The organism is Pseudomonas turukhanskensis (assembly GCF_027922365.1).
Lineage (GTDB): Bacteria > Pseudomonadota > Gammaproteobacteria > Pseudomonadales > Pseudomonadaceae > Aquipseudomonas > Aquipseudomonas turukhanskensis.
Genome location: NZ_BSFN01000006.1, coordinates 1 through 23,534, shown reverse-complemented (window position 1 = coordinate 23,534; position 23,534 = coordinate 1). Strand labels below are relative to the sequence as shown.

Here is a 23,534-nt window from a genome sequence, read left to right as displayed (position 1 = left end):
GGGTTATGGTTGAGTGGACAGGTGTTGGGTGATGGCTGTTTGCGCGCAGGCTTCATCGTTCGCACTGCCACCGGCGCCGGCAACGCCGATGGCGCCAATTACCTGATCGCCCACGCGCAGCGGCAAGCCGCCGCCTAAAAGCAGCAGCTCGTTGAGGGTGGTGAGGTTGGTGGCATCGGGGTTGCTGCGGGCGCGCTCGGCCAGCACACTGGTGGCGGTTTTAGTCGAGAGCGCGGTAAAGGCTTTGCGCTGCGCGGCCACAGTGTTGTGCGGGCCGACATTGTCGTCACGCTGCAGCGCCACCAGGTTGCCGCCGCGATCCACCACCGCCGCCACGGCCGTCTGGCCAAGGGCGTGGCAGCTGGTGATGGCGGTATTGAGCAGTTGGTTGGCCAGGGCCAGGGTGATATCGGCACGTTGCGCCACGGGCGGCGTGGTGGCAGCCATGGCGTGGGCGCTGAGCGTCAGGGCAAACAGGGTGGTGGGAGCAAGTCGCAAAAACATGGCGGTGTCCGTTGAGTGGCAAGTGGCGGCCATGCTGCACCGCCCTGCCCCACGGGCCGATTACGCCTGCATTACGAATTTGTAATGGGAGAACGGCGCATAAGCGCCTAGCCTTGTGCGCTTGTGGTGGAGGAACCGATGCGCATCCTGTTGGTGGAAGACGAAGTAAAAACGGCCGATTACCTGCGTAAGGGCCTGAGTGAGTCGGGCTATCTGGTCGAGGTGGCGCACAGCGGCCTGGACGGCCAGCACCTGGCGCAAGAGCACGCCTTTGATCTGATCATTCTGGATGTGCAGTTGCCGGGCCTCGACGGCTGGCAGTTGCTGCAGATCATCCGCCGCACCCAGCAAACACCCGTGCTGTTTTTAACCGCCCGCGATGCCGTGGAAGACCGCGTAAAGGGCCTGGAGCTGGGCGCTGACGATTACCTGGTAAAGCCGTTTTCCTATGCCGAGTTGCTGGCACGGGTGCGCACCTTGCTGCGCCGGGGCCCACCGCGCGAAGTGGAGCACTTTCTGCTGGCTGATTTGCACCTGGATTTGCTGCGCCGCCAGGTGACGCGCCAGGGCCAGCGGCTGAGCTTGACCAACAAGGAATTTGCCCTGCTGCACTTGCTGATCAGCCGCGAGGGTGAAGTGCTGTCGCGGGCGCAGATTGCTTCGCAGGTGTGGCAGATGAATTTCGACAGCGACACCAACGTGGTGGACGTGGCCATCCGCCGCTTGCGCGCCAAGGTGGACGATCCCTTTTCCTTGAAGCTTATCCACACGGTACGCGGCATGGGCTACACGCTGGCGGTGCAACCGTGAAGCGCTGGGCGCCGAGCGCGCTGAGCGTGCGGCTGGCGCTGATGTTCGCGCTGGTAAGCATGCTGCTGTTGGGCGCCATCGGCTTTTACCTGTACCACGCGTTGCACAAGGAAATTGCCTGGCGTGATGACCAGGCGCTGTTGGGCCGGGTGCAGCGCATGCAGGCGATTTTGACCGACAGCCGCAGCATCGAAGCGCTGCGCGAACGCCCCCAGCTCTACGAAAATATGTTGGGCAATCGCGACAACCTGTTGTGGGTGGTGGACGCCGCCGGCCAGGTGCTGATCGAAATCAACCCGCCCGGCCTGCCGCGCCCGACGCTGCCCGCCACCGCAACGGCGCAGTTGGCCGATGACCCGAACGGTGCACCGCTGCGCCTGGCGTGGCAGAACATGGAGCGCGGCGAACAGCGGCTTACGCTTATCGCCGGCAAGGTGCTGAGCGAGCGTGAGCAGATGCTTGCCGCCTATCGACTCAAGTTGGGGGCGGCGTTGGGCTGCGGCATGGTCCTGGCATTTGCCCTGGGCTGGCTGGTGAGCCAACGCGGGCTGCGTCCGGTACGCGAACTGGCACAACGCACGGCGGCCATCGATAGCCAGCACTTGCACTTGCGCCTGGATGAGTACCACAGCACAGCGGAATTGCAGGCCCTGAGCCAGGCACTCAACCATATGCTGGCACGCCTTGAGGGCGGCTTCGGACAACTGTCGCGTTTCTGTGAAGACCTGGCCCACGAGATGCGCACGCCGCTGAGTAACCTGATGGGCCACACCCAGCAAACACTGCAACGCGAACGCACGGTGGCGGTGTATGAAGACTTGCTGGTGTCCAACCAGGAGGAATACGAACGGCTGGCGCGGATGATCGACAGCATGCTGTTTCTCGCTCGCACCGAGCAGGCGGCGCTCAATGTGCAGCCGGTCGATTTGCATGCGCTGGGCGAGCAGTTGTGCGAATACTTCGAGGGCATGGCCGAAGAGCGTGGGGTGGTGCTGCGTAATGAGGCGGACGGTGAGTTGCTGGCCGATGCCGATTTGCTGCGCCGGGCGCTGGCGAATTTGCTGGCCAATGCCTTGCGCTACGGTGCGCCCGGCCAGCCTATTACCCTTTCCACTCGCCGCGAAGGTGAGCGGTTGGCGGTGAGTGTGCATAACCTGGGGCCCGTCATTGGTGTAGAGCATTTGCCCCATCTGTTCGAACGTTTTTATCGCTGCGATCCGTCGCGTGCGCAGCCAGGTGACTCGGGCGGGTTGGGGTTGGCGATTGTGCGGTCGATCATGCAGGCGCATGGAGGCGAAGTGCGGGTGCGCAGTGATGAGGGTGGAACGGCGTTTGTTTTGGTGTTTGCGGCGTAATTCAAGGTCAAGGGCCGCCCTCTCCCCAGCCCCGGTTTTTTTTCGTTTCCGGCTGCTTACTGCTTGGCGTTGTAGCGGGCGAAGCGAAGTGGCGAGTCCTCGCGTTCCCTGCACAAGCCTGGGTCCCAGCCTGCGCTGGGACGACGGTGATCTAGGCAAAAACTTCAGTCGTCCCAGCGAAAGCTGGGACCCGGAATCTGGGACCAAACGAGCTAGCAGGCCCAGCGCGTAAATGGCGCCGATAAAAAAACCGCCACCCGTATCCAACCAGGCAGCGGTTTTTTCATGCAGCAGGTTTACCCCCCCTTGGCAGCCTTCTCAATCACCTGAGCCACCGTTTTAGGGTTGGAAATCATCACCACGTGCGACGCACCTTTCACCACCACTGTCTCTTTGGCATGCGCCCGCTCAGCCATAAACTTCATTGCCTGCGGCGGGATGTTTTTGTCAGCATCGCCATACACCCACCAGTTTGGAATGGTTTTCCAAGCAGGCTCGGTGGCCGCTTCGTTAAGCGCCACGTCAGTTACGGGGCGCTGAGTCGCAGCCATCAACTTGGCGTCGGCTTTGGGCACGTCAGCGGCAAACTGGGAGGGGAATTTGTCTTGCTGGATATACAAGTCATTCGCCCCACCGGCCAACGGCACGGGCGCCGCCAAGGTTGGGCCCAATGTGCCGCCCGGGTACTTGCCACTGAGGGCCACCGCACTTTCACCTACATCCGGCGCAAACGCCGCCACATACACCAGCGCTTTGACATTGGCTTGCCCGTAGGCCGCCTCGCTGATCACCGGCCCGCCATACGAATGGCCCACCAGCACCACCGGACTTGGGATCGTTTTCAGCAGCTCGGTGACCGACTGCGCATCACCTTTCAGGCTGCGCAGCGGGTTGGCCGCGGCCACCACGGTGTAGCCGTCGTGCTCGAGCACCTTCACCACACCATTCCAACTGGAAGAGTCAGCGAACGCGCCGTGCACCAGCACGATGGTGGGTTTTACGGGAGCGGCCTGGGCCGTTGCGGTAACCGCCACGGCCAATGCCAGGCTGGTGAACAGGGTGGTGAGTTTCATGAGCGGGTCCGTCCTTGCGAATCAGGGGAGAGGCTGCAGCAGGCTGCTGCAGCGCTCAGGGTGCGGCGTGACCGATTACTTGCTGGCGGTCAATGCGTTGTAGCTGGTGAACAGGTTGCGGTAGTCAGGAATGTGGTTCGCGCACAGAGTGCCCAGGCCTTCGATGTCGTTGCGCCAGTCGCGGTGCAGCTCACAGGCCACGCCAAACCAGTTCATCAGTTGCGCACCGGCGGCGGACATACGGTTCCACGCGGCATCGCGGGTCATTTCGTTGAAGGTGCCGGAGGCGTCGGTCACCACGAACACATCAAACCCTTCTTCGATGGCGGCCAGCGCCGGGAAGGCTACGCACACTTCGGTGACTACGCCGGCGATGATCAGTTGTTTCTTGCCGGTGGCCTTGATGGCTTTGACGAAGTCTTCGTTGTCCCAAGCATTGATCTGGCCAGGGCGGGCAATGTACGGCGCGTCCGGGAACATCTCTTTCAGCTCTGGCATCAGCGGGCCGTTGGGGCCGGTTTCAAAGCTGGTGGTGAGGATGGTTGGCAGCTTGAAGAACTTGGCGAGGTCGGCCACGGCCAGCACGTTGTTTTTGAATTTGTCCGGTTCGATATCGCGAACCAGGGAGAGCAAACCAGCCTGGTGATCAACCAGCAGAACCACGGCGTTGTCTTTGTCCAGACGGTTGTATTTGTAAGAAGTGGTCATGGTGCGTTCCTCGCTATCTGTTTGGGTGCCCGCTGTTGGGCGTTAAGGTTTTTTGCGTGGCTGCCGTGTTGTTGCGGCATGGGTAAAGCTTAAAATCGACACCCTTCTTGCACTAGACTGTAAAAATTGCCTCTAGCGTTCCATTTGGAGAACGATCATGGAAGACCTCAACACCCTCTACTACTTCACCCAGGTGGTGGAGCACGGCGGGTTTGCCGCCGCTGGCCGCGCGCTGGACATGCCCAAGAGCAAGCTGAGCCGGCGCATTACGCAACTTGAAGAACGCCTGGGCGTTCGCCTGTTGCAGCGCACCAGCCGGCACAGCGCGCTGACCGAAATCGGCCAGGCGTATTACCAGCGCTGCGTGGCTATGCGCGTGGAGGCCGAAAGCGCCGCCGAGGTCATTGAGCGCAACCGCAGCGAACCGCGCGGGCTTATTCGCCTGGCCTGCCCCACGACCCTGCTGAACTCCTGGGTGGGGCCGATGCTGACGCGCTATATGCTCAAGTACCCGTTGGTGGAGTTGGCACTGGAGGCCACCAATCGCCGGGTGGACGTACTGCATGAGGGGTTTGATATCGCCCTGCGCGTGCGCTTTCCGCCGCTGGAAAACACCGACATGGTGATGAAGGTATTGGCCAACAGCACCCAATGCCTGGTGGGCCACCCGCAGTACGCCCAGTGCCTGGGCGTGGGCTTTGCGCCAGACGAATTAAGCCGTTTGCCGAGCCTGTTCTGGGGCGGGCAGCAGCGCGAGTATCACTGGGAGTTGTTCAACGCCGAGGGCGCAGGGGTACAGATTGCCCACCGGCCCCGGATGGTGACCGATGACTTGCGCGCACTGCGGGATGCGGCGCTGGCGGGGGTGGGCATTGTGCACTTGCCAAAGGTAGCGGTACGGGATGATCTGGCGGGCGGCACGCTGGTGGAAATGCTGCCGGGTTGGACGCCCAAGTGCGGGATTGTGCACGCCATCTTCCCTTCGCGGCGCGGATTGTTGCCCTCGGTGAGGACGTTGATTGATTTTCTCGGGGAGGAGTTTAGTCAGAGTGATATGGCGTGATTGACCTTGTTTGCAGGTTCAGCCTCGAGATTTTGATCTTCCTAGCCCAATGCGTTTGCATCAGCCCTGGCTGTTTTTACCCAACAACTCTGAGCGCCCGATAAGCCGGCCCGGCTTTGGCGCTGCTCTGTAGCCCTTGAGCTACAAAAAACACGAAAAACCTGTTTTTTGTAGCCCAAGAGCATCGATTCCCCCCTCTCCTACAAGGCCGGGGTACGCGGCGGAATCAGGCGTTTGCTACCCGTGGCCTCATACGCCGACGCCAAGCGCAACAACGCCGAATCATCGTAGGCCCGCCCGGCAAACGTCAGCCCCACCGGCATACCGATATCCGCCATCACGCCCATCGGCACGGTGACGGTCGGCACGCCCAGGTGGCGAATGGCGAGGTTGCCGTTGGCTACCCAGATACCGTTGCTCCAGGCGATATCCGCCGACGCCGGGTTGACGTCGGCATCCGCCGGGCCCACGTCGGCCACGGTGGGGAACAGCACGGCGTCGAGGCCCAGGTTGTCCATCCAGTCTTCGAGGTCGAGGCGGCGGGTTTTCTCCAGGCCGCGCAGGCCGTCGGCCAGGGTGGGAATCTGGTCCCAGGGGGTGATGCCTCGCTCGGCCATGCGTACGTATTCGTCCATGCCGGCGGCCAGGTCGCCTTCACGGTTGGGCAAGGTGCCGGGGTCGTGGGGGAAGATTTTCGCGCCGTCTACGTCGACCAGGCGGTTGAGCTTGGGGTCGCCGTTGGCTTGCAGAAAGTCGTCGAAGGCCCAGGCGGACAGGCCCCACAATTCATGGTTGAGAAACTCCGGCGACACCAGGCCACGGTTGAACACCGTGGGCGCGCCGGGGCGGTCACCTTCGCAGTTGGACACCAGCGGGAAGTCCACCTCCACCACTTCGGCACCGGCCGCTTCCAGGGCTTTGCGCGCCTGGTTCCACAGCTCGATCACCGAATCGCGGGTGATGATGCGCTGGCCGGTCGGGCCGCCAATGCCGGGGTTGTCGCTGGTACCGGCCTCAGGGTCGGCGTTGATAAACATACGCGGCACACCCAGGCGTTTGCCGGCCAGGGCTTGCGGGGTGGCGGCCAGTTCCAGGTAAGACGCGGGCCGCACATCGGCGACCTTTGGCAGCGGCACCCAGGGTTGCAGGCGCCAGAGGTCGCCACGGGTGTCGGGGTCTTCGGCCACCACCTGGTCGAGCACTTCCAGCAGATCGGCCATGGTGCGGGCGTAGGGCACCACCACGTCCATGGTCGGCGTCAGCGGCCAGTTGCCGCGCACCGAAATCACCCCGCGCGAGGGCGTATAGGCGCACAAGCCGTTGTTGGAAGCCGGACCACGGCCGCTGGACCAGGTTTCCTCGGCCAGGCCAAACGCGGCAAAGCTCGCCGCCGTGGCGGTGCCAGCGCCGTTGGAGGAGCCGGAGGCAAAGGGGGCGGTGAGGTAGTTGGCGTTGTACGGGCTTTCGGCGCGGCCATATACGCCGCGCTGCATGCCACCGTTGGCCATCGGCGGCATATTGGTTTTGCCCAGGCAAATGGCGCCAGCGGCACGCAGACGCTCGATGGTGAAGGCGTCGCGTTGGGCGACCAGGTTGGCGAAGGCCGGGCTGCCCGAGGCGGCGGTCAGGCCTTTGACCAGGTAGCTGTCTTTGGCGGTATAGGGAATGCCGTCCAACGGACCGAGTACCTTGCCTTGGGCGCGGCGCTCATCAGAGGCCTGGGCTTCTGCCAGGGCTTCGGGGTTGCGTACGACCACGGCGTTGAGGGCACCGTCGTAGGCCTCGATTCGTGCGAGGTAGGCCTGCACCAGTTCTACGGCGGTGGTGCGGCCGCTTTCGAGCGCAGCGCGCAGTTCGCTAATGGACACCTCGGTGACTTCGATCATGCTGGCCTCGATTGGGGTTGGCAGTGGCAAGGCGCCTATTCTGCCTCAAGCACATAGCAGATGAAGAGTGGCAAGCCAGGTGGTGGATGCCGCAGAATCGACCATCGTTTCACCGCCCGAGGCCGCGCATGATTACCCGCCCGCAGAATCCTTCCGCCTTTGTGCTGCTGTTCTCGCTCAAGGGTTCGATCATTACGGCGATCTGGCGCAAGGTGCTGTTTACCGTGCTGATCAGTTCGGTGGTGGTGGCTACCCACGGCACGCTGTACCACTACAAGGTGGTGCTCACGGCCACGCCGTTCACCCTGTGGGGCCTGACACTGGCGATCTGCCTGGGCTTTCGCAATACCGTGGCGTACCAGCGCTTTTGGGAAGCGCGCACCCTGTGGGGCGAGCTGTCGATCATCACCCGCAACCTGACCCGGCAAATCCTTACCCTGCTGCCAATGGCGGCCGATCACGAGCGCCGCCAGCTGCTCGACCTGCTGATCGGCTTTGGGTACACGCTTAAAGACTTTCTGCGGCGCACCGGGCCCAGTGAGGAACTAAGCCGCCTGCTGGACGAACCCGCCCGCGAAGCCATCGCCGGTAAGCAAAGCCCGCCCAGCGCGCTACTGCATCAACTCGGCGAGCGCACCATTAACCTGGCCCGGCAAAGCGGCGCCAGCGATATGGTGCAGGTGCATCTGGATGAACAGCTCACGCGCATGAATTACGTGCTGGGCGGCTGCGAGCGCATCAAGAACACGCCCATCCCCTACCCCTACATTCTGATGCTGCACCGCATCGTGCACCTGTACTGCTTTTTGCTGCCGTTTTGCCTGGTGGACAGCATCGGCTGGTTTACCCCGTTTGCGGTGTGCGTGTTGGCGTATACGTTTTTTGGTCTGGACGCGTTGGGCGATCAGATTGCCGACCCGTTCGATACGCAGCCCAATGACTTGCCGTTGGACGCCATGTGCCGCGGGAATGAAATTGCGGTGCTGGAGATGCTGGGCGAGCAAGCGCCGGCGGCCGCGCAGCCGGTGAATGGGGTGTTGTTGTAGAGCGGAGAAAGAAGAGGCCCTGAGAAGGCATGCAGCGCAAGCCTCACACCAGCAGGTCTTCGTAAAACGCGCCAAACGGCCGCGTGGGATGGGCCAGCTGGATTTCCAGAATCCACAATCCACGGCCAGGCGTTTCAGCGAAATCCCCCAGGTCGCCCCCACGGTAAATGGCGTGGGGGAAGTCGCTAACGCGGTGGCCTTTGATATCCAGGTTCAGCACCCACCCCATTTCAATGGCCTGCGCCTGAGCGTAATCGTAGAGCTGCTGGCCGCTGACGCCGCCGGTTCGCCAGTGCACGCGTACGCGGTCGAACAAGGTTTTCGCGGCGGCGGCGCAGGCTTGCATCTCAGAGTCGGAACCAGTGGTGAACGTGGCGCCGGCATCGCCTTCATGGCCGCCGAACACAACGCCCAGGTCGATGAAAAAGATGTCGTTGGCGCCCAGCTGGGGGTCGCCGTTGGAGCGCTGCTTGAAGGTCTTCAGGGTATTGGCGCCGAAGCGGATCAGCACCGGGTGCCAAATGCGTTGCATGCCCAACTCGGCCAGCACCTGTTTGGCGATGACCTGGGCGTCGGACTCACGCAGCCCCGGCTTGATCTGCGCGGCGATCGCTTCGATAACGCGCCAGGTCATCTGTTGCGCGTACTGCATGGCATGCACACTGTAATGTTGGCCAACCGCTTCTTTGCTCGATTCGGCAGTCACTGCGCGCTCCCTGGCTCGTTAGAGCCGTGTGGTGTGTGACGACGCATCCATTCGGCGGCCACCTCACCCATGGTCTGCGGCACGCCGCTGCGGATCCACGCCATGAATTCGCGGTTGAATGTGAAATGCTCGCCGCACTGGGCGGTCATGAAACGGCGCACGTTCTGGGTGCAGCGGTAGTGTTTATCCAACGGGGTTTGCGCGGTGATGGGGTCGGCGTGCCAGTCGAAGGGCATGGGAGTTCTTCCGTGACGGGGGACGGTGTTTTAACCCAAAACGCCGGCACCTGAAAGAGCCTGGATCCCCGCCTGCGCGGGGATGACGGTGAGGTATTGAGACGCTCCGTCGTTCCCGCGCAGGCGGGAACCCAAAATTTCGAGTTGCCCTCAATCAGTCGGCAATAAAGCTCAACAAATCCTCATTCAGCTGCTGCGCATGGGTCACCGCAAACCCGTGCGGCGCGCCTTTGTACACTTTCAACTGCGCGCCCTTGATCAACTGCGCGGCCAGCTTGCCGGTGGTTTCGAAGGGTACGATCTGGTCGCCATCGCCGTGGATCACCAGGGTAGGCACATCAATCTTGGCCATGTCCGGGCGGAAGTCGGTGTCGGCAAAAGCCGTCACGCAGTCCACGGTGCCTTTGAGCGATGCCAGCAGGGCAATATTCAGGGTTTGCGTCAGCACGCCGTCGGACACGACCTGACCCTGATTGATGCCATAGAACGGTGTGGCGAAGTCGCTGATAAATTGCGCGCGGTCTTTCAACAGTCCGCCTTTGATTCCGTCAAAAACAGACTTTTCGACGCCCTGCGGGAAGTCGGCGGTCTGCCCGAAAATCGGCGTGACCGCGCCCAGCAGCGCTAGCTTGGCCACGCGTGCGGAGCCGTATTTGCCGATATAACGGCTAACGTCACCGCCGCCCATGGAGAAGCCCACCAGGGTCACCTCCTTGAGGTCCAGGTGGTCGATCAGCTGGGCGATATCGTCGGCGAAGGTGTCGTAGTCGTAGCCGCTCCACGGCTGGCTCGAGCGCCCGAACCCACGGCGGTCGAAGGCGATGGTGCGGTAGCCGCGCGAGCTCAGGTACTCCATCTGGTACTCCCACATGTCGGCGTCCAGCGGCCAGCCATGGCTAAACAACACGGGCTTGCCGCTGCCCCAATCCTTGAAATAGATCTCGGTGCCGTCTTTGGTTTTGAAGGTGCTCATGCAGGTCTCCTGAAGTGTCCGTGTTTCATCGAGTAAAAAGACAAGAGGTTTTGTCACTGCCCACTATCGGCCTGGAATATGACGGCGCATTGGATGGCTGTGCTGGATTGAAAATTTGCTTACAGAGGTAAGCACGGTTCTCAATTTTGTCGACACACACCGCGCACTCAACCGCTCTGGGATAAGCTCGCGGCGCCTATCCTTTGCCTGCGCCGGAGCCTCCATGCCGCCTTCCCGTTTTCTGGTCCTTGCCCTCGCCCTGCTGCTGGCCAGCACCGGCGCCCAGGCCCGTGACCAATTTCGCGTGTGCTGGAGCAACGCCGCCAGCGCGCTGCCGTGGGGCTATGCGGCGCAGCAGAAGATCGTCGCCAAGTGGGCCCGCAAATACCGCATCAGCATCGACGTGGTGCGCGTGGACGACCCACGCGAGGCTGCCCAGCAGTACACCGCCGGCCAGTTCGATGGCTGCACCATGAACAACCTGCACGCCCTGACCCTGCCCGCTGCGGCCGGTATCGATACCACGGCGTTGATCATCGGCGACTTCTCCGCTGGCAACGACGGCGTGCTGCTGCGTGGCAAGGGCGTGCGCGCGCAAGACCTCAGGGGCAAGACGGTGCAGGTGGAGGAAAACTCGGTGGCGCATTACCTGCTGGTACGCGCGCTGGAGTCGGTGCAGTTGGATGAAGAGGATGTGACCGTGGCGCCGGTCACCGAGCCCGATGCCGGCTTTGAGGCCACCGCCGCCTCAAACCCGCAGTTGGCCCAGTTGCAAGCGCGCGGCGACAGCTCGCTGGTGTACAGCTCGCACCGTATTCCTGGGGAAATCGTTCATCTGCTGGCGGTGAATACCGCCACCCTCCGCGAGAACCCGGCTCTGGGTCGCGCGCTGACGGGCGCCTGGTTCGAGTTGACGACGCGCATGAGCGCCCGCGACGACAAAGGCGCCGCCACGCTTGGCGCCATCGCAAAAAACGCTGGCCTTGAGTTGGCTGACTACCACGACCAACTGAGCAAAGCCCGCTCGTTCTACTCCCCCCGCAGCGCCGTGGCCTTTGCCGACAACCCGGCGCTACCGGCGGCCATGGAACGGATGGCGACCTTTGCCTTTAAGCACGGCATGCTCGGCAAGGCGCTGAGTGCGCAGAGCATTGGGATGTCGTTCGCCAATGGGGTGGTGGTGGGCAGCCCGGCGAATATCAAACTGCGGTTTGATTCGGCGTTTATGCAGGTGGCGGCGGATGGGCGGTTGTGACTCGATTGCCTTTACACCCACCCCCCTCACCCTAGCCCTCTCCCCGCAGGGGCGAGGGGACTGAACCGCACGCGCATTGGCTTCCTCACCCGCCTGCGCAAGAGGTGCTGGGTTTGAACCGCACGCGCATAGGCTCCCCTCGCCCGCTTGCGGGAGAGGGGCTGGGGGTGAGGGCCGCTCTAGCGCGCCAGCCCGCGCAAATGCAGAAAGCCGAACAACAGCACCTGCAGCCGTTCGACCCAAGGAAATGCCTGGCGCTTGAGGCGGTTGTTGAACAGCAGCGCTTCACCCACATGCGCGGCCAGAAGCACGCCGGTAACCAACAGCAACGGCCGGTGCAGCGGTTCGCCAAAGGGATAGATGATATTGAGCAGGGCCATCAGCCAGAACATGGCGAGGGCACCTTTGAGAAAGGACATCAGGTGCATGGGTGTTCCTTGTTGGGGGATCAGCCGTCAGTGTGACGGCTGATCTTTTTCCCCTCCCCGCACTTTTGGGTGGCTCACGGCACCCGAACGATCGCCGGCATGTTCCATTGGCCGGACAAAATCACCGCCTCCGGCCAATACAACCGCGCGGTCAGCGCAAAGCCACCGTCCCTGGGAATCGGCAGCCAGTTGGCCTGCCACTCACTGGCGGGCGCGTCGGCTTGCAGGTAGATATCCAGCGAACCATCGGCGTTGCGTTTAAGCGCATCGCGATCCCCTAGGGCGTAGCGGTTCAGCGGGTTGTCGACCAGGTAGCCGTCGGCGTCGTACACGGTTACCGACCAGAACGCACGTACCGGCGGCAGCTGCCCGGCGGCAAAGTGCAGGCGGTAGCGCTGGCCGCCTTGCAGGGGTTTGCCGTCGGCATCTTGCAGGGCATTGGGGTAAATGGCGTCTTCGGCCAGGTTGGCGCCGAAGCCGGCCATGGCCACTGCAGCACGCAGGCCATATTCACTGCCATAGCGGCCGACCTGCGGCGGCGGCACGCGCCAGCCCGCTTTGAGTGCCGGCGGGTGGGCAATGGCGTCCTGCAACTTGCGCTCGGCCAGCCAGATACCCAGCGCCACTGCACGCTGTTGCAGCCAGCCCCAGGCGCGCACGTCTTGCCCCGGTTGTACGCCCAGACGGGCCAAGCCTTGCAGCGCTTGCTGATCGACGTTGGCCGTCGGCGGATTGCTGGCCATCAACCGCGCCAGACGCTGAAAGAAGTCGCGGCTATCCAGCGCTCGCATCTGAAACAGCGGCGGCACACCCCGTTTCACGTTCACCGGCGGCACCAGCGACTCGCTGCGTTTGCCCTGTTGCCAGTCATCGAGCGGGGTCAGGCGGATGTGCTGCTGAATGCCATGCACGGTGTCGTAGTCGGCCACGCCATTGGTTTGCAGGCGGCCCAGCAGCCAGGCAATGGTGGTGGGCGAGCGCAATACCCGCATGCCGGCTGGGGTATCGCCTTTCCAACTGGGCCCTACCAGCAAGTAGGTGCCAGCCCCTTTGCCGGTGGTGCGTGGGCCGAGCGAGGCGTAGACGTTGGTCCAGGCGTCGAGAAACTGCATCACGTTGTAGCGCTCGGTGGCTGGCATTTCGAACACCAGTGCCTGCTCGCTCAGGTCCAGCCAGGCCACCGAATACAAGGTGTCGACGTTGGGCCTGACGATCTCGCGGAAATGCGCATCCGGGAATTTCTGCACATGCACCAGGTGCTGCAGCGGCGCCAGGCTGTTGTTGAAGCCATCGCGGGTCAGCTCGGTGATCACCAGCGGATAACCAAACACATAGCCTTCGGCCGCATCGCGAATGGTCTGGCGCTGGCTGAACAGCACAGCGGCTGCCAGTAGCACCAGCACGCCGAGCGCGGCAACGCCCTTAAGGAGGAAGCGGCTTCGCATATCAACGCACCGTCAGGTTGATGGGGCTGTCGCTGAAATCGAAGCAGCCAAGGAAGGTTTTGATATCCAGCAGGTTGCCGTCCACTTTGACATCGCCCAACACCGCGCCCTTGAGCAAGCTGTTCTGGCCGCTGATGACGGTGTCCAGGTAGGTTTTGTCGAGGGTCAGTTTCAGTGCGGTGCCTTCAGGAATACCGGGGTGCAGTTGCACCACGCCACGGCGCACTTCCAGCGCCCACTGCTCGTTGATATCGGGGAACACAAAGCCCAGGGTCAGGCTGACGTCGTTGGCTTTGTCCGGATCGACGCGGGTCACCCAGTTCTGCAGGAACACTTTCACCGGCAGGTTTTTCAGCATGTCGGGCGACAGGAAGGTGCCGCGCAAACGCTTGGCCATTTCTGCCAGCTGCTCCTCGCCAAGGGTGCCTTCGAGCTCCATGGCGCTCATCAGGTACCAGTTGCGCCAGTTGATGTTCATCTGCGCGTAGCCCAGTTTGCGGAAGCTGCGGGCTTTGATGTCGCGGGCCAGTTTGTCTTCGTGATCGATGCGGATCACATAGGTGGCCAGCTCCGCCGCCCATTGGTAATCGCCTTTCAAATACGCATCGCCAGCGGCCAGCAGCACGTTGTCGTGGCCGCCCATGAGCGCCACCATGCGGGTGGCTTTTTCCACCGGGGGAATTGGGTTGAGGTCGACCGGGTCGCCCTTGAACCAGCCCAGGTAGCCTTCGTAAATCTGCCGCACGCTGTGTTTCACGGTGCCGTAGTACTCACGCAGGTACGGGGTGTAGCCGGCCAGGTGCGGCGGCAGTTGCACCTTTTCCACCAACTCGTCGGGGGTCAGGCCTTTGTTCATCCAGCGCACGGTCTGGTCGTGGATATAGGCAATGCCGTCGCGGGTCATGCGCAGCACTTCTTCCACTTTTTCTGCGCCACTTACCGGGCGGCCGTGGGACGGCACCATGTACTGGGCGTGGAAGTCGCGCAGCAGGTCGAGGCTGTTTACCCACGCCACCGGGTCGCGGAATTTGGCGCCGCGCAGGGTGTGGATATTGGGCAGTGTCGGGCCCTGGTCCACTTCGGCACTGAGCAGCACGCCGCTACTGGGGATATACATCACGATCTCGTCGGGCGCCTCGCTCGGTGCCCAACGCAACTGCACCGGCAGGCCGGCGATGGTGGTGTCGAGTTTGTCTTTGAAGGTGATGGTGGGCGCGATGAACGTGCTCTGCCCGCCGACGGCAATCGGGCCGATGCCGCCGTTCATGTCCTTGCGGTCGGCGGCATTGAGCGCGGCGCCGAAGGTGTAGGCCGAACGCATGGCCAGAATCGGGCCGACCAGCGCGCCCTGGGTGACCACGTTGTCGAGCAGGGTTTCATGGGCGTAGATCTGCACCTCGCCGCTTTTCACTTGCTCTTCGCTGACAAAGCCTTTCACGCCATTGATATGGTCGGGGTGAAAGTGGCTGTAGACGATGGCCTTGACCGGCTTGTCGCTGATTTTGCGGAACTCGGCGAACACCTTGGCCGACTCTTCTGGCGATTCTCCGGTGTCGAAAATGATCAAGCCTTCTGGGGCGATCACCATCACGCTGTTGGCGATGCTCCAGCCCACGGCGGAGTAAACGTTGTCGGTGACTTTGTAGATTTCTTTGTTGAACACTTTGGTGTGTTCGGCCAGCTCGGCATTGATCGAGGGTTGAATGGTTTCCGGCGGCAAGTCGGCCAGGGCAGTCAAAGGCAGGGTAGCGGCCAGCAGCAGGCCGCTGAAACGGTTGAGTGCGCTCATGGAAGGATTTTCTTTTGTTGTTATGGACGGGCGCAGGTTGGCAAAGGCAGACTGATAATTCCAATGCAAAATTATCCGGCTTTTGATGCGAGAACTGCATGAATGACCTGCGCCAGCTTCGCCACTTTGTCGCCGTTGCCGAGTACGGCCATTTCGCCCGCGCAGCCGAGGCTATCAACCTCAGCCAACCGGCCCTGTCGCGCAGTATTCAAGCGTTGGAAACCAGCCTGGGTTGCCGCCTGCTGGACCGTGGCTCGCGCAATGCGGTGCTCACCGCTCACGGGCAGCTCGTGTTGGAGCACGCGCAGCGCCTGTTGCAAGCCAGCCGCTCCATGCGCAACGCGGTCAGCCAGCTGGCTAATCTGGAAGCCGGTGAACTGCGCCTGGGCGCCGGCCCCTACCCCGCCGCACGCCTGATTCCGCGCGCACTGGGGCAACTGGTCACGCGTTTTCCCAAGGTGCACGTGCAACTGGTGATCGACGGCTGGCTGCCGCTGCGCGAACAACTGCTCAACGACAGCCTGGAGCTGTTTGTGGCCGATATCCGCGAGTTTGCCGGCGACCCACTGCTGCATATCGAACCGCTGCGCAGCCACCCCGGGGTGTTCTTCTGCCGCCCCGGTCACCCGTTACTGAGCGAAACCACCATCAACCGGGAAAAGCTCGGCCGTTACCCGCTGGCCGGCACGCAACTGCCCGACGTAGTGGCGGCGGCGTTGGGCCAACTGAGTGGCCGTCAGCAATTGCTGGAGATCGAGTGCAACAACTTTCTGGTGCTCAAGGCGCTGGTGGCCAGCAGCGATGTGATCAGCATGTCGCCCTGGGATGTGGTGGCCGAGGATGTGCAGAACGGCCGCCTGGAGGTACTGCCCCTGGTTGGCGACCAGCCGACGCAGCAATCGGCGTACGGCGTGGTGACGCGCGCCGGGCACAGTTTGTCACCGGCGGCGCAGGCGATGTTGGAAGAGATAAGGCGCGAGGATACGTAAGGTTCCACAACTCTGGATCCCCGCCTGCGCGGGGATGACGGAGGTCTTTTCCGTATCACCGTCTTCCCCGCGTAGGCGGGGATCCAGAATAGTAAGGGGTACGCAATCCCAACCGTTACCGCGAGTAATACCCCACCGCCACCAGGTAATTCCCCACGCGTTCCAGGTACGCATGCTTATGCTCATTGCGCTCAGTCACCGGGTTGCGCCACAGGTATTCCAGCTCGCCTTTGCCGTCCTTGTTCACGGCATCGAGCATGCGCTGACCAATTTCGGCGCCATCGGGTGCCTTCAGATTGGCGAAGTCGGTGCCGATCAGACGGCGGTTGTAGCCATGGGCGACAAAACGTTTGCTGGTGAGGTCGACCACAAACACATAGAGGTCGTCTTGCAGATAACGCCGGTCGAGGTCGTTGATGGCGGCAAACGTGGTTTGCGGGTCTTTGTTGATGGCGGCTACGGCCTCGCCCAGCAGCTTCTTCGCCGCGTCCGGGGTGGCCCGTGGCAGGTAGTAGCCGACGGCCAGAATGCGGTCGTTGATGCGCTGGTAGAAGGTGTGTTTGCGCTCCACCTTACCGTCCTGGCGGTTCACCCAGCGGTACTCGGCTTCGTGCATCTCCCCTTGCGGTTCGCTGATGGCGCGGGCAAAGGCGCGCTTGGTGTCCTCGTCCAGCGTGGCCGATACATCGCGGCCCACCAGCATCACTGAAGGCCCGCCGCTGGCGAGCATTACGCCCTGGGTGTTTACCACGTAGACATACAGCTGGCCGGTGACGAACTCGCCCTGGCGGCTGAAGGCGGCGAACGCGGCGTCGCCGTTTTTCTCGTAATAGTCCACCGCCTTGAGCAGCAGCGCCTTGGCGTGCTGCGCTTCTTCCTGGTAGGCGGCGTCGGACTGCGCCAGCGCATTGAAACCACACAACGACAGCAACAGCGTCAGCAACAGTCGAGGAGCCAGGGTCATGGATGCGTTCTCTTGTTTTGGGTTCAGTGCAGTGTAGACATCCCGCCATCAATACCATTCATCCAACCTGCTGAACCAAAGACGCCATCACCTTTTCACAACCCAAAGCCCCCCAACAAAAGGCCGCCACCATGAATACCCGCGTACTTGTTGTACTGCTGACCAGCTTCGCCGCAAACGGCGCCTGGGCCGAAGCCTGCATGGTCGAGACCCGCGCGCAGAGCGCAGCGGTGCCGATGGTGGAAGGTAAATCCTGCTACGAATACAAAGGCGTGCCGGCCGGCAGCATTGACTGGTCGTGCAGCAACGAAAGCAAAGAGACGCTGACCAGCCAGAAAAAAAAAGTCGCCAGCTGCCCGCAGAACGCGGTAGGCACCTGCAAAGCGACCCTGACCCAGGAATCGATGGCCAATCAGCATTCCAGCAGCAAGGACAGCCAGGCCGAGTCGGCCAATATCCCCAAAGGCGCGCAGATTCTGACGTATTACTACGACCTCAAGGATCAATCGCAGGCGCGCACCGACTGCGAAAAAGCCGGTGGCCAGTGGCAGACCGAGTAGGGCGAATACCCGCTCGCGGGTATCCGCCGATACGCCTCACCACGCCCCACAATACATTTCTTTCGTGCTACTCGATGTGAATCGGCGGATATCGCCTTTGGCGATATTCGCCCTACGCAAAGGGTAACGGTCCCTCAAACACCCCAATTGGCAGCCAATGAGTAATCAGCCCCACATCTTCCTGCCAGTGATGCAACAGCAACGCCGGCGGTTCGATATAGGAGGCCTCCTGCGCATCAGCCCGCAGCCGCAAGGCAATCGCCGTAGTAGTACTGGGCGCGGTGCATAACAGCGTGCCGCCAAAGCGCAGTTGCATAAACCGGTGGATATGCCCGCACACCACCCGCTCCACCTGCGGATGCCGCTGGAGCACGTGCGCCAGGCGCGGTCCGTTGTGGCAGGCATACAGGTCGATATAGGGAATGCCGCTGGCAAAGGGCGGCTGGTGCAGCATCACCAGCGTCGGGCGTTGCGGTTCGGCAGCCAGGGTGTGCTCCAGCCAGGCGGCGGCAGGGTCGTCGAAGTCGCCGTGGTGCAAGCCGGGGATGGTGATATCCAGCGCCACAATGCGCAGCGGCCCGTACTGCTCGGCCACAAAATGCAGCGGCCCGCTGGCGGGCAGATAGCCCAGTTCGGCAAAGGCCTCGCGAAAGGCTTCACGCTCATCATGATTGCCGGGAATCAGCAGCAGCGGTTGAATGATGCCGGCCAGCAGTTTCTTGGCGTGGGCATAAGAAGCCGGCGTTCCATCGTCTATCAGATCGCCGGTGATAATCACCACATCGGCAGGTGGATCCAGCGCCGCCACCTGCGCTACGGCGGCGAGAAACATCGCGTTGGAATCCACCAGGCCCTGGTACAGCTCGCCCTCGGGGCAGATATGGGGGTCGGACAAATGGGCGATCAGCATTTTTTTGCGTCTACCGTGATTGGCGAAAGCTCAAACGTATGTAAAGCAAGCAACATGCCGCGCTGTCGTAGGGTGTGCTCCGCGCACCTGGAGATTCATGGGAGATCGCAACGGTGCGCGGAGCACACCCTACAAAAGCAAACGCTACCTGAGCATGCTCTTGAGCACCTCATCACGCCGAATCCAGGCATGGAACAGCGCCCCGGCCAGGTGCAGCAACACCGTGGCGAACAGCAGGTAAGCCAGATAAGTATGGGTTTTGCGCAGCAGCGCAAAAGTCGGCGCATCGGCGCTGAGCAAGGCGGGCAAGCGTACGCTGCTGCTGAGCATCACCGGGTCGCCGGCCGCTGAAATCATCGCCCAGCCCACCAACGGCAAGGCCAGCATCAAGACGTAAAGCAACACATGTGACAGCTTCGCTGCGAGCTTCTGCACGCTGGGCAAATCGGCCGGCAGCGGCGGTGTCACGTGGGTAAAGCGCACCACCAGGCGGACGATCACCAACAGCAAGATGGCGATGCCCAGTGGCTTGTGCAGGTTGATCAACCATTGGTGGCGCTCGGACACCGAGGCCACCATGCCCACGCCGATAAACAACATGGCGAAGATCATCGCCGCCATCAGCCAGTGCAGCACCCGCGCAGGCTTGGAAAAATGTTGAGTGCTCATGGGCGATTCCCCTCTTTTGGCAGCGATTCAACTTCGCCCGTGCGGCGTTCGTACGAAGCCGCGTAGGCGGCGGAACGGGCGGCGAGCAAGGGGTCGTCGGAACCCTCGATGCCGGCCGGAAGAATCAGCGGGTCGTAGTTGATGTCGCGGCACTCGCCGCTGTCTTGCGGCTGTTCGTGTTCGATCACCAAGGTGCCGGCGTTGACGGTGCGGTGCTCGCCACTCCAGGTTTTACTGGCGTCATTACTGGGGTCGCCGGGGTTGGCCAGCGTAAGCACCAGGTTCCAGCGCAGCGGGCCGGCGGCCAGGTGCTGTTGCAGATCGGCTTGCAGGTAGTCATCGGTTTGCGGCGCGGCGCCGCTGGCATCAACGGTGGCGACCATGCTCCAGCGCACCGCCTGACGAACACCGGCGGCATTGGTGAGGTAGAAGGCGTTGACGCTGTTATAGGTTTCGCTGGCAAAGCTGGCCGCCGGTTTAGCGGTTTTCACCCAGGCCAGAAAGGCGCCGGTCTCAGGGTGCGCGGCAAAAAAGGCCCCGGCTTTTTCCGGGTTGGGTTTGCCGGTGGCAGGGTCCGGTGCGGTGGCTTGCAGCAGCCCGTAGAACGCCTCGGGCGTACCCACCGGAAACACCGCCATGCTGTTCATGCCGGTGCGCCATTGTTGGCCGTTGGCTTGTTGAAAACGCAGGGCCATGCTCCGCAGCGGCGCAGCGCTGTCGGGCGAATAGGGGTTGCCGGTGGGCAAGGAAAAACGCCCCTGCACCGGCGTGCGGGTGGCAGAAAACACTTGGGCCGAAGACAGCTCGGCCGCCGCACCATTGCTCTGGAAGTAGCCGGTGACGCAAATGCCTTTGGGGTGGTTGCGGCGAAAGCCCGGGTGCTGGCCATTGTTGTGTTCGAGCTGGTCGACCACCCGCGCCGGCGTCACGCGGTCAGGGCTGAAATAGCCGCCGGTGTAGGCCAGTGCTGCGGCAATTACCACGGTAACAGCGCCGATGGCGCCGAGGCGCAGGGCCAGGTTTAGCGGGCTTAGGGGTGGGCGGTGTTGCGGGTCACTGTCGGCCATGGGTGGCTCCAGAGTCAGGCGAAGGTGCAGTCAGACGCCCCCGCTTCGGGTTTATTCCCGGCCGCGAATTGATTTATTTTTTTACGGCAGCGGGAATAAAGTCGCCGCACCGTCGTCTTGCTCGCCACACTCTGCTGAAACTTTCCCCTGGACCGCCATGCACGGCATCGATAACCAACTGCGCGACCTGCTGCCCCGCCTGCGCCGCTTTGCCCAGTCGCTGACGCGCCACCCGGCCAGCGCCGACGACCTGGTGCAGGCGAGCCTGGAAAAAGCCCTGGGCGCCTGGGCCAGCAAGCAACCGGACGGCGACTTGCGCGCCTGGTTGTTTGCCATCCTCTATCGCCAGTTTCTCGACACCCAGCGCAGCGCCAGCCGCTATCGCCGTCTGCTGACGCTGTTTGGCGGCGGCCAGGACGACCATCACGTGCCCTCGGCCGAACGCACGGTGGTGGCGCAAACCACCCTCGCTGCCTTCGAGCGCTTGCCCCATGAGCAGCGGGCGATTCTGCTCTGGGTGACGGTGGAGGGCCTGCGGTATCAGGAGATCGCCGATATTCTCGGCGTGCCGATTGGCACTGTGATGTCCCGTTTATCGCGCGCGCGGCAGGCCTTGCGCCAGCTCAGCGAAGGCGAAATCACCACCCCTTCCTTACGGGTTCTGAAATGATCACTCTGCCCCCCAGCGACCAGGATCTGCACGCCTACGTCGACGGCCACCTGAACGAGGCCGACCGTGAACAGTTACAGTTGTACCTCGCCGCCCACCCCGCTATCGCCGCCAAGGTTCAGGCCTGGCAACAGGATGCCCAGCACCTGCGAGCAGCCCTGAGCGGTGCTCTGCACGTGGTGCCCAATCCGCAATTGGATCCCACCGCCATTCGCCATAACCTGCGTCGCCAACGCCGCCGCCACTTCGCCACGGCCGCCCTGCTGCTGATTGCTGTGAGCGTCGGCGGCGTAGGTGGCTGGCAGGCGCGCACGCTCAACTTCGCCAGTCATATGTTGCCGATGGCCGATGCCGTACAGGCCTACCGTATGTTCGCCGTCAAAGACGGTATGGCCAGCGACTGGACCGCCAGCACCAGCAACGACCCGCAGCGCTGGCTGGACCAGCATTTCGCCCGTGCCGACCGCATTCCCGACCTTGCCGATGCCGGCTTCAAACCGGTGGGTGGGCGGATGATCAGCACTGAGCAAGGTGCGGCGGCCATGCTGGTGTATGAAGACGGCAGCGGGCGCAAGGCGAGTTTCTACATCCGCCCGCCGGGCCCGCAGCATTATTTGCTGGCCCGTGGGGCGCGCAGAGATGGCGAGTTGCAGGCCGATTACTGGTCCAGCGATGAGTACAACTACGCGTTGGTGACCCAGGCCGATGATGAGGCGGCGAAGCGGGTGCGTAGTGCGTTGGGGCGGTCGATTTAACGCCCGGATATCCGTGCGTGCCCGCGGCCAAACACGCCAGGGTGCCAGCGGGTAAGGTTGCGTTCAGAATTGATGCAACCCGATAACGAGCCCGCACAATGACAACAAACCCGAACACACGCGGCAATGCGCTGGTAGTCGGCGCCGGGGTGGTGGGCATTGCCACCGCCCTGTGGCTGCAACGCCACGGCTGGACCGTCACCCTGCTGGACCGCCAGCCCCCCGGCACCGCGACCTCCTTCGGCAACGCCTGCACCTTCGCCACCTATTCGGTGGAGCCGGTGGCCACCCCCGGCATCTGGCGCCAGGCTCCGGCTTTGCTGTTCAAGCCCGACAGCCCACTGAAAGTACGCCCCGCCTACCTGGGCAAGATTGCGCCGTGGCTATGGCAATTCCTGCGCGCCTCCAGCGAGCGGCGGGTGCACGGCATAAGCCGCGACCTGGATACGTTGCTCAAACCCTGCATGAGCTCATGGAGCACCCTGCTCGACGATGCCCAGGCCAATCACCTGATTCGTCACGACGGCTCGCTGTATATCTTTGAAGCCCACGAGCGGCCTGTGGCTGAGGAGATGGTGGCCTACCACCTGCCCTTCGATGTGCCGATCCGCCTGGTGGAAAACCACGAGCTGCACGCCATGGAACCGGCGCTGAACGCCCGCGCGGCACTGGGTGTGGAATTGCCAAAGGTCAGTCGTACGCTGGACCCTTACGCGTTGAGCCTGCGCTTGTTCCAACGGTTTCTGGAAATGGGCGGGCATTTTCTGCGCGGTGAACTGCGCGATATTCAACGCCATGCCGTGGATAGCGAGCAGGTGGTGGCGCACCTGGCGAGCGGGCAAACCCTGACGGCCGCGCGCGTGGCATTGTGCACGGGGGCCTGGTCGAAGCAGTTGGCGGGTTCGCTGGGCGACCACCTGCCGCAAGACACCGAGCGCGGGTACCACGTGTTGTTCGAGCAGGCCGGCCAATTGCTTAATCGGCCGGTGTGCTGGGGGGCTGGTGGGTTCTATATGACGCCCATGGCGCAGGGGTTGCGGGTGGGCGGCACGGTGGAGTTCGCCGGGACTCAGGCGTTGCCGGACCCGCGGCGTTATCGGTATCTGGCCAGCGGTGCGCGGCGGTTTCTCAATTTGCAGCATGAGCCGTCTTCGCAGTGGATGGGGTTCAGGTCGTCGATGCCCGATAGCAAGCCGGTGGTGGGCAGGTCGCACCTGTTGCCGCAGGTTTTCTACAACTTTGGGCATGGGCATGTGGGGCTGACGTTGGGGGCCATTACTGGGCAGTTAGTGGCCCAGATGGCGAGTGGGGTGCCTACGGCGGTTGAGGTGGAGGCGTTTTCGGCTAGGCGGTTTTTGTAGGTTTTTGAAGGTTTTTAGGGTTGTGGAGGTCTTCGTAACCGCGTGTGCTGGACGTTTTGGGGGTGTCAGAAATTTTGTGTTCGGGCATAACATGAGTAAGAGGTGCATGTATGCCGACCAAGAAGAAACCCACGTTGCGAGAGCTACCGAAAATCCCGAAAGAGCTGCTCGCGCAATTCACCGATGGACCGATGACCGCTGAAGCCATTGAGGACGCCTCTGCGGCGTTCAAGAAGGCCTTGATCGAGCGAGCCCTGAGTGCTGAGCTTGGCCACCACCTGGGCTATCCGCCGGGCGCGCAGCGCCCAGAGG

24 protein-coding genes and 1 pseudogene are annotated in these 23,534 nt (G+C 62.6%); 11 read left to right on the top strand and 14 right to left on the bottom strand.

Annotation, left to right across the window (positions count from 1 at the left end; translation table 11 throughout):
• Window positions 1-3: 3 nt before the first annotated feature.
• Window positions 4-498 carry a GlcG/HbpS family heme-binding protein gene (locus PKE98_RS12185; protein WP_373877854.1) on the bottom strand — a complete coding sequence of 165 codons (495 nt, stop codon included), beginning with the start codon at window positions 496-498 and terminating at the stop codon, window positions 4-6.
• A 144-nt stretch (window positions 499-642) separates the two neighbouring features.
• Between PKE98_RS12185 and PKE98_RS12180 the strand changes: the two genes are divergently transcribed.
• Window positions 643-1,314, top strand: coding sequence for a heavy metal response regulator transcription factor (locus tag PKE98_RS12180; protein ID WP_271195562.1), 672 nt, complete (start codon window positions 643-645; stop codon window positions 1,312-1,314).
• The gene (locus PKE98_RS12175) at window positions 1,311-2,669 is read left to right on the top strand and encodes a heavy metal sensor histidine kinase (RefSeq protein ID WP_271195561.1); all 1,359 of its coding nucleotides are present in this window, start codon (window positions 1,311-1,313) and stop codon (window positions 2,667-2,669) included. The genes PKE98_RS12180 and PKE98_RS12175 overlap by 4 nt, the downstream gene beginning before the upstream one ends.
• A gap of 296 nt (window positions 2,670-2,965) precedes the next feature.
• Here the strand turns inward: PKE98_RS12175 and PKE98_RS12170 are convergent, their stop codons facing one another.
• Entirely contained in the window at window positions 2,966-3,742 is a 777-nt protein-coding gene (locus PKE98_RS12170; protein WP_271195560.1) for an alpha/beta fold hydrolase, read from the bottom strand.
• Between the two features lie 75 nt (window positions 3,743-3,817).
• Complete coding sequence (ycaC, locus tag PKE98_RS12165; RefSeq protein WP_271195559.1) at window positions 3,818-4,450, bottom strand: isochorismate family cysteine hydrolase YcaC; 633 nt, start codon at window positions 4,448-4,450, stop codon at window positions 3,818-3,820.
• Window positions 4,451-4,607: 157 nt separating this feature from the next.
• Between ycaC and PKE98_RS12160 the strand changes: the two genes are divergently transcribed.
• Window positions 4,608-5,513, top strand: coding sequence for a LysR family transcriptional regulator (locus PKE98_RS12160; RefSeq protein WP_271195558.1), 906 nt, complete (start codon window positions 4,608-4,610; stop codon window positions 5,511-5,513).
• A 200-nt stretch (window positions 5,514-5,713) separates the two neighbouring features.
• On the opposite strand, the gene PKE98_RS12155 is transcribed toward PKE98_RS12160, so the two are convergent.
• Window positions 5,714-7,399: an amidase gene (locus PKE98_RS12155; protein ID WP_271195557.1), complete on the bottom strand. Its 1,686-nt coding sequence runs from the start codon at window positions 7,397-7,399 to the stop codon at window positions 5,714-5,716.
• Between the two features lie 128 nt (window positions 7,400-7,527).
• Here PKE98_RS12155 and PKE98_RS12150 point away from each other — a divergent pair, with 128 nt between their 5' ends.
• Complete coding sequence (locus PKE98_RS12150) at window positions 7,528-8,445, top strand: bestrophin family protein (RefSeq protein WP_271195556.1); 918 nt, start codon at window positions 7,528-7,530, stop codon at window positions 8,443-8,445.
• Between the two features lie 43 nt (window positions 8,446-8,488).
• Here PKE98_RS12150 and PKE98_RS12145 read toward each other — a convergent pair whose 3' ends face one another.
• The 3 genes from PKE98_RS12145 to PKE98_RS12135 all read right to left on the bottom strand — a co-directional run bounded on the left by PKE98_RS12145 (window position 8,489) and on the right by PKE98_RS12135 (window position 10,360).
• On the bottom strand, window positions 8,489-9,097 hold the full coding sequence (locus tag PKE98_RS12145) for a M24 family metallopeptidase (RefSeq protein WP_271195799.1): 609 nt from the start codon (window positions 9,095-9,097) through the stop codon (window positions 8,489-8,491).
• Window positions 9,098-9,147: 50 nt separating this feature from the next.
• Window positions 9,148-9,387 (bottom strand): DUF6434 domain-containing protein, encoded by a 240-nt coding sequence (locus tag PKE98_RS12140; RefSeq protein ID WP_271195555.1) that lies wholly within the window; start codon window positions 9,385-9,387, stop codon window positions 9,148-9,150.
• 154 nt (window positions 9,388-9,541) lie between these two features.
• Window positions 9,542-10,360 carry an alpha/beta fold hydrolase gene (locus PKE98_RS12135; RefSeq protein ID WP_271195554.1) on the bottom strand — a complete coding sequence of 273 codons (819 nt, stop codon included), beginning with the start codon at window positions 10,358-10,360 and terminating at the stop codon, window positions 9,542-9,544.
• Between the two features lie 223 nt (window positions 10,361-10,583).
• Here PKE98_RS12135 and PKE98_RS12130 point away from each other — a divergent pair, with 223 nt between their 5' ends.
• Window positions 10,584-11,615: a putative urea ABC transporter substrate-binding protein gene (locus PKE98_RS12130; protein WP_271195553.1), complete on the top strand. Its 1,032-nt coding sequence runs from the start codon at window positions 10,584-10,586 to the stop codon at window positions 11,613-11,615.
• 179 nt (window positions 11,616-11,794) lie between these two features.
• On the opposite strand, the gene PKE98_RS12125 is transcribed toward PKE98_RS12130, so the two are convergent.
• The 3 genes from PKE98_RS12125 to PKE98_RS12115 all read right to left on the bottom strand — a co-directional run bounded on the left by PKE98_RS12125 (window position 11,795) and on the right by PKE98_RS12115 (window position 15,277).
• Window positions 11,795-12,043: a DUF1145 domain-containing protein gene (locus tag PKE98_RS12125; RefSeq protein WP_271195552.1), complete on the bottom strand. Its 249-nt coding sequence runs from the start codon at window positions 12,041-12,043 to the stop codon at window positions 11,795-11,797.
• A gap of 74 nt (window positions 12,044-12,117) precedes the next feature.
• Window positions 12,118-13,488, bottom strand: coding sequence for a DUF1254 domain-containing protein (locus PKE98_RS12120; RefSeq protein WP_271195551.1), 1,371 nt, complete (start codon window positions 13,486-13,488; stop codon window positions 12,118-12,120).
• 1 nt (window position 13,489) lies between these two features.
• On the bottom strand, window positions 13,490-15,277 hold the full coding sequence (locus PKE98_RS12115; protein ID WP_271195550.1) for an alkyl/aryl-sulfatase: 1,788 nt from the start codon (window positions 15,275-15,277) through the stop codon (window positions 13,490-13,492).
• 98 nt (window positions 15,278-15,375) lie between these two features.
• On the opposite strand from PKE98_RS12115, the gene PKE98_RS12110 reads away from it, so the two are divergent.
• Entirely contained in the window at window positions 15,376-16,266 is an 891-nt protein-coding gene (locus PKE98_RS12110) for a LysR family transcriptional regulator (protein ID WP_271195549.1), read from the top strand.
• Between the two features lie 115 nt (window positions 16,267-16,381).
• Here PKE98_RS12110 and PKE98_RS12105 read toward each other — a convergent pair whose 3' ends face one another.
• Complete coding sequence (locus PKE98_RS12105; RefSeq protein WP_309298751.1) at window positions 16,382-17,230, bottom strand: cache domain-containing protein; 849 nt, start codon at window positions 17,228-17,230, stop codon at window positions 16,382-16,384.
• Between the two features lie 131 nt (window positions 17,231-17,361).
• Here PKE98_RS12105 and PKE98_RS12100 point away from each other — a divergent pair, with 131 nt between their 5' ends.
• A complete protein-coding gene (locus PKE98_RS12100; RefSeq protein WP_271195548.1) occupies window positions 17,362-17,790 on the top strand; it encodes a hypothetical protein in 429 nt (142 codons plus the stop codon).
• A gap of 112 nt (window positions 17,791-17,902) precedes the next feature.
• Here PKE98_RS12100 and PKE98_RS12095 read toward each other — a convergent pair whose 3' ends face one another.
• The 3 genes from PKE98_RS12095 to PKE98_RS12085 all read right to left on the bottom strand — a co-directional run bounded on the left by PKE98_RS12095 (window position 17,903) and on the right by PKE98_RS12085 (window position 20,436).
• Complete coding sequence (locus PKE98_RS12095) at window positions 17,903-18,700, bottom strand: phosphodiesterase (protein WP_271195547.1); 798 nt, start codon at window positions 18,698-18,700, stop codon at window positions 17,903-17,905.
• Between the two features lie 144 nt (window positions 18,701-18,844).
• The gene (locus PKE98_RS12090; protein ID WP_271195546.1) at window positions 18,845-19,369 is read right to left on the bottom strand and encodes a cytochrome b; all 525 of its coding nucleotides are present in this window, start codon (window positions 19,367-19,369) and stop codon (window positions 18,845-18,847) included.
• Window positions 19,366-20,436, bottom strand: coding sequence for a catalase family peroxidase (locus PKE98_RS12085; protein WP_271195545.1), 1,071 nt, complete (start codon window positions 20,434-20,436; stop codon window positions 19,366-19,368). The genes PKE98_RS12090 and PKE98_RS12085 overlap by 4 nt, the downstream gene beginning before the upstream one ends.
• 157 nt (window positions 20,437-20,593) lie before the next feature.
• On the opposite strand from PKE98_RS12085, the gene PKE98_RS12080 reads away from it, so the two are divergent.
• The 4 genes and pseudogenes from PKE98_RS12080 to PKE98_RS12065 all read left to right on the top strand — a co-directional run.
• Window positions 20,594-21,106 carry a sigma-70 family RNA polymerase sigma factor gene (locus tag PKE98_RS12080; RefSeq protein ID WP_271195544.1) on the top strand — a complete coding sequence of 171 codons (513 nt, stop codon included), beginning with the start codon at window positions 20,594-20,596 and terminating at the stop codon, window positions 21,104-21,106.
• Complete coding sequence (locus PKE98_RS12075; protein ID WP_271195543.1) at window positions 21,103-21,861, top strand: anti-sigma factor family protein; 759 nt, start codon at window positions 21,103-21,105, stop codon at window positions 21,859-21,861. The genes PKE98_RS12080 and PKE98_RS12075 overlap by 4 nt, the downstream gene beginning before the upstream one ends.
• Before the next feature lie 98 nt (window positions 21,862-21,959).
• Window positions 21,960-23,222 (top strand): NAD(P)/FAD-dependent oxidoreductase, encoded by a 1,263-nt coding sequence (locus PKE98_RS12070; protein ID WP_271195542.1) that lies wholly within the window; start codon window positions 21,960-21,962, stop codon window positions 23,220-23,222.
• A gap of 110 nt (window positions 23,223-23,332) precedes the next feature.
• Window positions 23,333-23,534 (top strand): annotated as a pseudogene (locus PKE98_RS12065) (IS256 family transposase); the annotation flags it as partial.